The sequence below is a fragment of the Kitasatospora sp. NPDC032757 genome, from assembly GCF_055579305.1.
This window is the reverse complement of sequence record NZ_JBVINN010000066.1, coordinates 19,505-29,346: the sequence shown is the minus strand read 5'-3', so window position 1 is coordinate 29,346 and position 9,842 is coordinate 19,505. Positions and strand designations below refer to the sequence as shown.

At 65.4% G+C, this 9,842-nt stretch carries 12 protein-coding genes and 1 tRNA gene; 5 read left to right on the top strand and 8 right to left on the bottom strand.

The genetic code is table 11. From position 1 onward, the window contains the following. Positions 1 to 88: 88 nt before the first annotated feature. The 7 genes from ACZ5WK_RS38540 to ACZ5WK_RS38510 all read right to left on the bottom strand — a co-directional run bounded on the left by ACZ5WK_RS38540 (position 89) and on the right by ACZ5WK_RS38510 (position 4,142). Positions 89 to 550 (bottom strand): hypothetical protein, encoded by a 462-nt coding sequence (locus ACZ5WK_RS38540; RefSeq protein WP_465554949.1) that lies wholly within the window; start codon positions 548 to 550, stop codon positions 89 to 91. 296 nt (positions 551 to 846) lie between these two features. Further along, on the bottom strand, positions 847 to 1,110 hold the full coding sequence (locus ACZ5WK_RS38535) for a hypothetical protein (protein ID WP_465554947.1): 264 nt from the start codon (positions 1,108 to 1,110) through the stop codon (positions 847 to 849). Between the two features lie 412 nt (positions 1,111 to 1,522). Further along, positions 1,523 to 2,428, bottom strand: a complete 906-nt coding sequence (locus ACZ5WK_RS38530) for a phage major capsid protein (protein ID WP_465554945.1) — start codon at positions 2,426 to 2,428, stop codon at positions 1,523 to 1,525. A 14-nt stretch (positions 2,429 to 2,442) separates the two neighbouring features. Next, positions 2,443 to 2,832 carry a hypothetical protein gene (locus ACZ5WK_RS38525; RefSeq protein ID WP_465554943.1) on the bottom strand — a complete coding sequence of 130 codons (390 nt, stop codon included), beginning with the start codon at positions 2,830 to 2,832 and terminating at the stop codon, positions 2,443 to 2,445. Positions 2,833 to 3,141: 309 nt separating this feature from the next. After that, positions 3,142 to 3,729: a hypothetical protein gene (locus ACZ5WK_RS38520; protein ID WP_465554941.1), complete on the bottom strand. Its 588-nt coding sequence runs from the start codon at positions 3,727 to 3,729 to the stop codon at positions 3,142 to 3,144. A 66-nt stretch (positions 3,730 to 3,795) separates the two neighbouring features. After that, positions 3,796 to 3,951, bottom strand: coding sequence for a helix-turn-helix domain-containing protein (locus ACZ5WK_RS38515; RefSeq protein WP_465554953.1), 156 nt, complete (start codon positions 3,949 to 3,951; stop codon positions 3,796 to 3,798). Between the two features lie 14 nt (positions 3,952 to 3,965). Continuing rightward, the gene (locus tag ACZ5WK_RS38510) at positions 3,966 to 4,142 is read right to left on the bottom strand and encodes a hypothetical protein (protein ID WP_465554939.1); all 177 of its coding nucleotides are present in this window, start codon (positions 4,140 to 4,142) and stop codon (positions 3,966 to 3,968) included. Between the two features lie 163 nt (positions 4,143 to 4,305). Here ACZ5WK_RS38510 and ACZ5WK_RS38505 point away from each other — a divergent pair, with 163 nt between their 5' ends. Further along, positions 4,306 to 4,872, top strand: a complete 567-nt coding sequence (locus tag ACZ5WK_RS38505; RefSeq protein ID WP_465554937.1) for a helix-turn-helix domain-containing protein — start codon at positions 4,306 to 4,308, stop codon at positions 4,870 to 4,872. 107 nt (positions 4,873 to 4,979) lie between these two features. After that, on the top strand, positions 4,980 to 6,149 hold the full coding sequence (locus ACZ5WK_RS38500; protein ID WP_465554935.1) for a tyrosine-type recombinase/integrase: 1,170 nt from the start codon (positions 4,980 to 4,982) through the stop codon (positions 6,147 to 6,149). Positions 6,150 to 6,236: 87 nt separating this feature from the next. Here ACZ5WK_RS38500 and ACZ5WK_RS38495 read toward each other — a convergent pair. Next, positions 6,237 to 6,324 (bottom strand) — tRNA-Leu (locus tag ACZ5WK_RS38495). Between the two features lie 293 nt (positions 6,325 to 6,617). Between ACZ5WK_RS38495 and ACZ5WK_RS38490 the strand changes: the two genes are divergently transcribed. From ACZ5WK_RS38490 to ACZ5WK_RS38480, 3 genes are all read left to right on the top strand, one after another. Beyond that, a complete protein-coding gene (locus ACZ5WK_RS38490) occupies positions 6,618 to 7,961 on the top strand; it encodes a M20/M25/M40 family metallo-hydrolase (protein ID WP_465554933.1) in 1,344 nt (447 codons plus the stop codon). 331 nt (positions 7,962 to 8,292) lie between these two features. After that, complete coding sequence (locus ACZ5WK_RS38485; RefSeq protein WP_465554931.1) at positions 8,293 to 8,538, top strand: chaplin; 246 nt, start codon at positions 8,293 to 8,295, stop codon at positions 8,536 to 8,538. Between the two features lie 286 nt (positions 8,539 to 8,824). Then, complete coding sequence (locus ACZ5WK_RS38480; protein ID WP_465554929.1) at positions 8,825 to 9,625, top strand: chaplin family protein; 801 nt, start codon at positions 8,825 to 8,827, stop codon at positions 9,623 to 9,625. The last annotated feature ends 217 nt before the right edge of the window (positions 9,626 to 9,842 follow it).

Below are 9,842 nucleotides of genomic sequence, written 5' to 3'. Positions count from 1 at the left end.
CATCCGGCACAAGATCAACAGGCACCCGGACAGCCTGCCGACCAAGATCGCCAGGCGCAAGAGTGCAGTTCAACTCATTCTGAAACGATCAGTTAGTTGCGCGCTCCGCACCTTCGCCAACGATGATCAGCACCGTGTTGGCGTCGGCCCTGCCCACGACCTCATAGCCAAGGTTGCGGACCGCTTCCCTCGCGTCGTCCCACTCGTACCCGGGGATCTCACCGGACACCAGCACCGTGGGGCGGACCACCGGCTCAGCCTCGGTCACGTCGTCTTCGGTGTCGTCCTGCTGGTCGTGCTCGGTCTCCGGCATCGCAGGTTCGGCAACGGTCACGGTCGGCTCAGCAGCAACCGGCACAGCCTCAGGCTGACCAGGCACACCGAGCGCATCCATCAGGTACCGAGTGAAGACGACACCGTGTTCCAAGCACAGGTCCCATGCGTGACCAGCAATGGTCAGAGACTCCGTCGCCTCTTCCTCGCTGCCGTCACGGGCAATGTGGGCGTCACAGAAAACACGCTCAACGGGCACCAAGACAGTCGTACGCATGGGTTCTTTCAATCCTTAGTGGAGAGAGTCCAGTGGTTCAGCCGGAGCCTTGCTTCTTACGGCTGCCATTCCCGCCCACCGGCCCGACCGGCGAACGTCTCCATTCTCCCAGTCAAACCCTTCGAGTCACCCCATCTGGCATCACGGATGCATTTCTTCTAGATAACTAGATGGTAAATGTACCCGGGGGTAATGCGTAATTAGGAAGCCTAAGGACCCACCGGGGGTGCCTTCCTTCCGTCGTTTGATTGCCAATCAATTATGGGAAGTAGCGACCGGTTGGGACCGCCTTCCCCTCACGCCTGGCGACACTCGAAACAGGTCTTCGCATCATGCTTCTGCTCGTCGCCCCAGGGTTCGGCCAGCCCAGTACCCAGCCAAGCAATGTGAAGGCACCACAAGTTCCAGCAGATCAAGCACTGAATCTCGCCGCCAGGGCTGCTATTGCTGAAGGTGATGTAGCCCGGGCATTCCACGCCATCCACATGAGTGCCGGCCGATGCCGTATCCGCGCTCTTAACGGCCTGGGCGGCCCTACGGCGGGCAATCTTGCTACTCATCGCCCATCACCCACCCGAGAACGCGCATGCCCTCTGGAGTGAGCCCCAGGGCCTTCGTGAGGTGGCGGTATTCCATGAGCTGAGTGCTCGATGCGACGCCTGAAAGGATTGCAGACCAGTGAACTACGACAGTGGCCACGATTCCGGCCGTGGCGTCGTCCCATTGGGATGCCTGGGGTGTCTCCCAGAGCTCTGACCAGTAAGCCTGCTCATGCTCTGACCAATCCCGCCCCTTCGGCATGTCCGGTGCCGGTAGGCCGTGGTCGAGTGGTAGAAGTGTGAGCTTCTGAGCCTCCCGGTATCGCGAATGCGGGGAGTTAGGGTTTCGGGTCTTTGGCATGTGGCTCCTCTGGTGGTCTAAACAAAGAAGTGGGGCCCCTGCCGCATTGGCAGAGGCCCCGTGTTGAAAGACTTAGGCAGGCCACTCGACGGCAGCCTTCAAAATGCCCTTGGACGGCTTCGATTCATCGAACGTCTTATCCGGCTTCACTGCATCAAGGCCCGGCAGGCGGACGACCTTGGCGCCGTAGAAATGGACCGCATCGATGTAGTCGGCGCGATACTTCTCCGACTGGCCGACACGGAATCCACTCAGCTGCGAGGCGACCGTGACGAAATCAGAGTGCCCGGCCACCATATCGACTCCGGCCGGCATGGCGGTCGTAGAGAGGACCGTAAAACCTGCCAGGCGGGCCACGACACCGTTAGCAGTCACCCCCGCCTCTCCGTAGGCGCCCGCGTTGGAAATCGCAGGGTGCTCAATGAGGTAACGCTTGACCTTCGGAGAAACAACCACGTACCGATCTGCCGGAATATCGGAGCCATCCAGTTCAAGCATGAGGTCGAGTACAGCCCCGTAAAGCGCCTGAGGAGCGTTCCCGGCAGTCACCTTGATATTCGGCACGGAAGTGGCGCCAGCAGCGATCACCTGCCCGGCGAAGGAGTCCGCTTCACGGGCCAGGGCGCGCACCATTTCCTTGTTGATAGGCGACGCCATCGCCCCTGCAACCTGGACGCGCTCAATGTTTTCAACGAGGAGCTGGATGTAATCGGCCTCAGAGATGTGGAGAATCTGATCAACAGTCTCCGGCCGCTGTGCCGTCATCCCGTCCGGAAGCTTGTACTGGCCCACGGAGGGACGAGTCAGAGAGTTGATATGAACAAGGTCGCCGCGGGCTCGAATGTCGCCCTCATAAGACCTGTTGCTGACGATGCGCGAAGCCCAGACGAGCAGCGGGTCAAGCTGGGTTAGGAGGGCTGAGTTCCATTCCTCGCTGACAAACGATTCTGAGCCGGCATTCTGGTAAGGCTTAGCCATATGGCCTCCTAGGATTAGCGGTTTCGGGCATCAAGGGAAATTGGTGCACTGTTGTAGGGTGATCCTCGGTGGTACCCCGCGCCCTGGAGCTGTGGCCATTCCGGCTTGCGCAATGCATCGAACGGCTTGAGTGCCAGGGTGATCGCATCGGTGCATGGCTCTCCGTCCTCTCCGAGAAGCTTCGAAGAATCAAGCAGGTCGAGAAAACCATCAGGGAACTGGAAACCGCCCACGGCGGCCTGAATCCTCAGCTCCGCATGAACAAGGCGGGTCGCGTACTCCTGGTGGATTTCAGACCGAATGGCTGCGGTCGGATCTGTCGGATCCGCCGGGGCCGCAGGGACTTCCGTAGCGGCCGGCACGGAATCCGAACCCTCATCAACAGTTATCTCAATGTCGCTCATGGCGACACCTCCAAATCAAAGTAGAGTCACAAGGGCCGCTTTCATGGCGGCCTAGAACCTCACAAGAGGACAACGTAAGAGAAGACACTGCCCCCCTTACCCCCCATGCCCAGAGAGTAAGAGAGGCATGTATCTCTGTGGTTCTCACAGGGAGGTATCCGCAGAGACCCGTTTAGCATGATGCTTGGACTTGGTAACTGCCCGGCTCACCTCCGCGTCAGTGACCCGCCGCCCAGCGGGTGTAACTCCAGAGGGCGCACAGGGAGTGAGTAGCGATGCCCTCTACTAGTTCTGAATAAAGGCGACACGTCAGACCTGAGGCAGATTTACCCACGTCCAAATCTTCCGGTAGTCGTCCAAGTCCTGTCCCTGGTTGCCGGGAAAGTTGTAGGTCAGGTTCCGGTGCCTGCCTATGTGGATTCCGTTTCGCTGTAGAGCCTTCAGCCGGGCCCTGCGCGGCCCCTTGTGGGCAGGGCAGTACCTCTTTGGCTTGCCTGCCTTCCGGGCCTTCTGTGGGGCGTACAGCGGATCTCGGCAGCCAGGCCAACGGCAGTGTTCTACCGGAGTACTCCGGCGTTCGATCCCGTACCCGGCCATGAAGCCGAGGCCGGCCGCTGCGGCCCCGGTGGTCATGTCGAGAAGTTCTAGGTAGTGGTCGGGATCGCTGGTGCCGGGGAGTTCCCTCATGAGTGCGTCGATCTCTGTCAGAGGGTCAACATCAGGGCACAGAACGGCGGTTGCTATGTCGTGCTCGCATTCGTGCCACCGGCTTGGGTAGGAGTCCGCGGGGGCATCTTCTGTCCCGCTCAGGTATCGGTCGGCTTCCTGTTCAAGTCGCCGGTACTCGGCTTCCTGGGGGATGCGACGGTCGGTGAAGGGCACGGGCTTGTCGCTCATGAAATTGCTCCGAGGGATGAGAAAGCCCCCGGCGTTGGCCGGGGGCCTGGCAAACAAAGGAACGGATCAGGGGGCCTGCTGGTCTATCCAGGCTTCGAGGTCGCGCGGGCGGCACCGAAGGGACTGGCCCACCTTTCGGAACGGGATACCTTCGTCTCGCCAGTTGGAGTAGACCCAACTCTTCGGGCAGTTCAGGTAGTTGGCTACTTCATCCACCGTCATCAGGCTGCGAGTGGTCAACCAGCCACCGCCTCGCGAAGGGTGCGGAGGCGGGTGGCTACCGTTTCGCGGATGACCCGGACGCCCTCGGTGGTGATCTCTCCTGCCGTGAAGGCGGCGCGGATACCGTCCTCGTAGTAATGCAGGACCTCCTTCGGAAGGTCCTCATTCAGCTTCCAGATGTCGACCGTCATGGTGTGTTCCCTTGCGGTCCGGTGGACGGCTGTCCCGTCCGTTGCTGTCCGGCCTGTTCTCAGAACAACATGTCCGAACATGTGGCAGCAAGTTCAAATCGAGTGATGCGCGACACTCTTCCGAACGTGGCGCAGCCTGTTCGGGATGCTCTATGGTCGTGTCATGACCTCGCGAACAAACGAACCTGGCTCAGAACCTGAGTGGCTGCGAGACGGCGATGAACTGGTATGGCAAGCCTTCTATGGCCCCTGGCGGGTGACTGCCAGGTGTCCCTCCGGGGCCCCGTTCACCGGTCCCTCTGAGCTGACCATCCGTCTCGCAGTGGGCGGCAGTGATGAAGAGATTGAGCAGGGGATGGCGGCGGCCTTGGAGACGGACGGCATCCCCGCCAGCCTGCTCCGGCAGATCCCGTTTGCGGAGATCAAGGCCCAGGCCCGTGCCTCACTGGCGCAGGAAGCCGACCAGGACGCAAGCAAGCCGTGGCCCGTCCCGGCGCGCTGCCGGACCGAAGAGGACTACGCCCTCCTGGTGGCCGAGCTGGTCCGCATGAGGGCGACGGGGACCACGGCACCGCAGCAGTCACTTGCCGACCGTCTTGGCATCGGCAAGGCAACCCTGTCCGAGCGGGTCAAGCGCGCCAAGGCGCTCGGCCTGTGGGACGGCAAGCAGCTCACGGCCAAGGCGAACGGGTTGCTCACGGAATGGCAGAACGAACGAGAGGAGCGGTAGCACCAGTGGCAAAGCGCGGAAACGGGCTCGGGGGGACTCCAGTGGAGATCCCGCGCAAAGGCCGGCCGAACACCTGGGGTGTCCGCACGCCCCTGCATCTCAACAAGGTGACCAACAAGAACGAGAGGTACTGGATAGGTCGGGAGTACAAGACCAAGACCGAGGCGGAGAAGGCGCTCCGTCAGTGGCACACCGACCACGACGCGGGCAAGGTGGCCGTCCGCTCTGACATGACACTCGGAGACTGGTTGGACAAGTGGCTGAGCACCCACCGGAAGGAGGGGACCACCGTCGCCGGATACGAGACGAAGATCCGGCTGCACATCAAGCCGCACATCGGTGCTGTGAAGCTCAACGAGGTCACTGACGACACGTTGGATGAGCTGTACCGGAGGCTGGAGACGGCGCCGTGCCCGACTAACGCCGGGAAGCCTCTGGGTAAGAAGTCCGTCCGGCACGTTCACAACATCCTGTCCGGGGCCCTCGGTGGGGCAGTGATCAAGAAACTGATCCCGTCGAACCCGGCCAAGACCGCGAACCCCCCGACACAGCGGGAGATCAAGGGCCAGGAACAGAAGTACCCGACCCTGGACGATGCCGAGACCACCAAGTTCCTGGCAGCGGTGTGGGAGCCGTGCGGGAACACCAAGTGTGGTCCGTCCCACCACTGCCTCCGGGATGCGGCGCTGTGGACCTTCATCGCGGTGACCGGGTGTCGCCGCAGTGAGGCCCTGGGGTTGCGCTGGAAGGACGTGCACTGGGACACCGGGGCCATTGATCTTCACTGGGTGGTGGTGGAGGAGGGCAACACCTTCCGGCACCGGCCGCTGACCAAGGACGGGGACGACGCCGCGAGCATCTACGTCGACCAGGCCGTCATGAGCGTGCTCAAGCGGCAGAGGGAGCGGCAGCAGGAAGACAGGGCGGGTCTCGGCCCTGCCTGGCAGGACCACGACCTCGTGTTCGCCCGGGACGGCTTCAAGCTGTTCAAGGCCGGACGCGCCGGGGGCCCGCAGGACCCGGAGAAGGTCTCGGCCCGGTGGCGCACGCTTCGGAACCGTCTGGGTCTGCCGGAGGACTTCCGGATTCACGACCTACGGCACTCGCACGTCACCAACGCCCTGGAGGCGGGGGAGAACCCCGTGGAGGTGTCGGCGAACGTTCGGCATCACTCGCCGGGCTACACGATGGCCCGGTATGGGCACAGTCGTAAGGACGGGGCCCGGAAGCTGGCCGCCAGCAATGCCAGCAGGGTTGGCCTGTCGTCCCTGGTCTGATCAGGGATTCTCTGGGCTGTTGGTCACGTGGTTGGTCACGCCACTGCCCAGAAATGCAAAGAACCCCTGATAAACAGGGGTCTTAGCTGGTGTCCGAGGGGGGACTTGAACCCCCACGCCCGATAAAGGGCACTAGCACCTCAAGCTAGCGCGTCTGCCATTCCGCCACCCGGACCGGGTGTTGTCTTTGCGGCCTCGTCGGCCGCGCTGACAGATGTAACTGTAGCAAAGATCGGCTTGCGCTCCCAAAACGGCTGTGGATGGGGGAGCGGGGGCGGGCGACGGCGCCGGGGGGCGGTCTGTGGCGCGCGTGTGACCAGGGGGTTTCCTGAGGTTGCCGCCGGGTTTGCGGGGTGGATCCGGGTGGGGGGCTGGGGGAGGATGGGCGGACGTGCTCGTACGACCCGGGTGCAGGTCCCGGGGGTGGCGCGGTGGTGCGCCGGTGCGGGGCTGAGACGAGGAGTGACCGTGAGCGAGCGGAGCGAGTCGGCGGGGCGGGCGGCGGCGCCGAAGGTGACGGCCGAGTCGGAGGTCGCCGAGATCTGTCGCGATCTGATCCGGATCGACACCAGCAACTACGGCGACGGCTCCGGGCCGGGGGAGCGGAAGGCCGCCGAGTACGTGGCCGAACAGCTCGCGGAGTTCGGTCTCGAACCGCAGATCTTCGAGTCGGCCAAGGGGCGGGCCTCGACCGTGGTGCGGATCGAGGGAGAGGACCGGTCACGCCCGGGGCTGCTGATCCACGGGCACACCGACGTGGTGCCGGCCAACGCCGCGGACTGGACGTACGACCCGTTCGGCGGCGAGATCGCGGACGGGTGCGTCTGGGGGCGTGGCGCCGTCGACATGAAGGACATGGACGCGATGACGCTGGCCGTCGTCCGCGACCGGCTGCGGACCGGGCGCAAGCCCCCGCGCGACCTGGTCCTGGCCTTCCTCGCGGACGAGGAGGCGGGCGGCACGTTCGGGGCGCGGTACCTGGTGGACAAGCACCCGGGGCTCTTCGAGGGGGTGACCGAGGCGATCGGCGAGGTCGGCGGCTTCTCGTTCACGGTCAACGACCAGACCCGGCTCTACCTGGTCGAGACGGCCGAGAAGGGCATGCACTGGATGCGGCTCACGGTCGAGGGCCGGGCCGGGCACGGGTCGATGGAGAACGACGACAACGCCATCACCGAGCTGTGCGAGGCGGTGGCCCGGCTGGGCCGGCACAAGTTCCCGCTGCGGATCACCAAGACCGTCCGGGCCTTCCTGGACGAGCTGTCGGACGCGCTCGGCGTCGAGCTCGACCCGGAGAACATGGACGAGACGCTGCGGGTGCTGGGCGGCATCGCCAAGATGATCGGCACCACGCTGCGCAACACCGCCCAGCCGACCATGCTCGGCGCCGGCTACAAGGTGAACGTGATCCCCGGGCAGGCGACCGCGCACGTGGACGGGCGGTTCCTGCCCGGCTACGAGGAGGAGTTCCTGGCCGAGCTGGACAGCGTGCTCGGCCCGCGGGTGAAGCGCGAGAGCCTGCACTCGGACAAGGCGATCGAGACCGGCTTCGACGGCGCGCTGGTGGAGGCGATGCAGACCGCGCTGCGCGCCGAGGACCCGATCGCGCGGGCCGTGCCGTACTGCCTCTCCGGCGGGACGGACGCCAAGTCGTTCCAGGACCTCGGGATCCGCTGCTTCGGCTTCGCGCCGCTGCAGCTGCCGCCGGAGCTGGACTTCGCCGGGATGTTCCACGGCGTGGACGAGCGGGTGCCGGTGGACGGGCTGAAGTTCGGCGTGCGGGTGCTGGACCGGTTCATCGACGCCAGCTGAGCAGGTACGGCTGAGCACGGCCCGCCGAGCAGGCGCAGGCTGCGTACGGGGCCCGCTGAGTGCGGGGCCTGTGGAGCACTGGGCCCCCGGCAGGGGTCGCGGCCCGTTCCCGGGGTGCCGGGGGCGGGCCGTCCGCATTGTCCGAGCTAATGATTTGGGACGGCGGAAAAGTGATCGAGAGAAACGTTTCTCCTTGAGTTTGCCGATCGACTGTCTGTGCGATCCATCACCGTTGCGAGTGAATGGGGAAAAGGTTCCGTACCCCGTTTGCCACACCGTCGTTCATTCCTGTGCAGCCCGCCGAACGGGTTGCGTGGTCCGTACAGGAGGAATGATGAAGGTCAAGAAGATCGCCGCCGTAGCCGCCGCCACCAGTGGCCTGGTCCTCGCCGCCGCCGGCGTTGCGTCCGCCCATGGCGGCGCCGCCGCCGACGGTGTGGCCGCCGGTTCGCCGGGCGTGGTTTCCGGCAACCAGGTGGAGATCCCGGTGCACATCCCCGTGAACATCTGCGGCAACACCGTCAGCGTGATCGGCGTGCTGAACCCTGCGTTCGGCAACCACTGCGCCAACTTCTGAGCGCAGGTTGACCGTGTGATCGGCTAACGGGCCGATCATCGGATTGACTTACTTGGCCCCCGGGTGGCGGACGCGCCGCACCGGGGGCGCTTGTCTGTCCGGACTCGTCGAGTCGTCCGTCCACGCCCGGCGCGGAGCTTCGCTCGATCGGGTGAAGCGGGTTCGTTCGACTCAACCTCCCTGCATGCGCGTCGTTGTCCCGTGTGCACTCGAAGACCTGGCCAGTTATTCGGAAGTTCCGACTTTCTGCAGGTCATCACGTCGTCTCGATACGTCAGGGGAAAATATGAGGAATGTAGCCAAGAAGGGGCTCCTCACGGCCGTGGCCACCGGCAGTGTCCTGGCCTCGACCGCCGGCTACGCCTACGCGGGCGCCGAGGCGCTAGGGGGTGCGGCCGGTTCGCCGGGCGTGGCCTCGGGGAACTCGGCGCAGGTGCCGGTCGAGGTGCCGATCAACGCCTGCGGCAACACCGTCGACGCGGTCGGCGTGCTCAACCCGGCCTACGGCAACCACTGCGCCGACGCCGCCGGGCACGCGGGCGGCGGCAGCGGCCACAGTGCCTCGGGATCCTCCGCCTCCGGCACGGCGGCCGGTTCGCCCGGTGCGGCCTCCGGCAACAACGTCAAGGCGCCCGTCCACGTGCCGGTCAACGCCTGCGGCCACTCGGTCGACGTGGGCGGCGTCGGCAACCCGGCCTTCGGGAACGGCTGCGGCAACGAGGGGCCCACGGTGTCCACCCCGCCCAGCAAGCCGGACGACGACTGTCCGGAGAGCCACAGCCCGCACAACCCGCCCTCGCCGACCCCGGGCAAACCGCGGCCGGGCAGCCCGTCCGCCACGCCTCCGGCCGCCACTCCCTCGACGGGCACCCCGACCGCCACCACGGCGACCGGTGGCAGCCAGAGCGGCCAGGCCGTGCCGGCCTCGGCCCGGACGGCGAGCCCCCAGGCGATGGCTCCGGCGGCCACGGGCACCCAGCTGGCCTCGACCGGCGCGGGCAGCACCGAGCTGCTCGGTGCTGCCGGCCTCGCGCTGGTGCTCGGCGGCGGTGTCCTCTACCGTCGCGCCCGCGCCGGCGTGCGCTGAACAACCAGCGTGGGTGGTTCAGCGTGCGCCCGGGCTCGCGCTGAACCACTCGCCGTGAGCTGAGATCGCTGCGCCGCGCATGCTGCGCCGCGAATGCTGTGCTGAAAGATCGCTGTGCTGCGAATCCGGGTTGGAAAGGGCGGGCTGCGAGCGCCCCGGCCGAACGCCCAGCCGGAAAGAGCCGCCCGCGGCCGTCGGGGAGGAACAGACGGCCGCG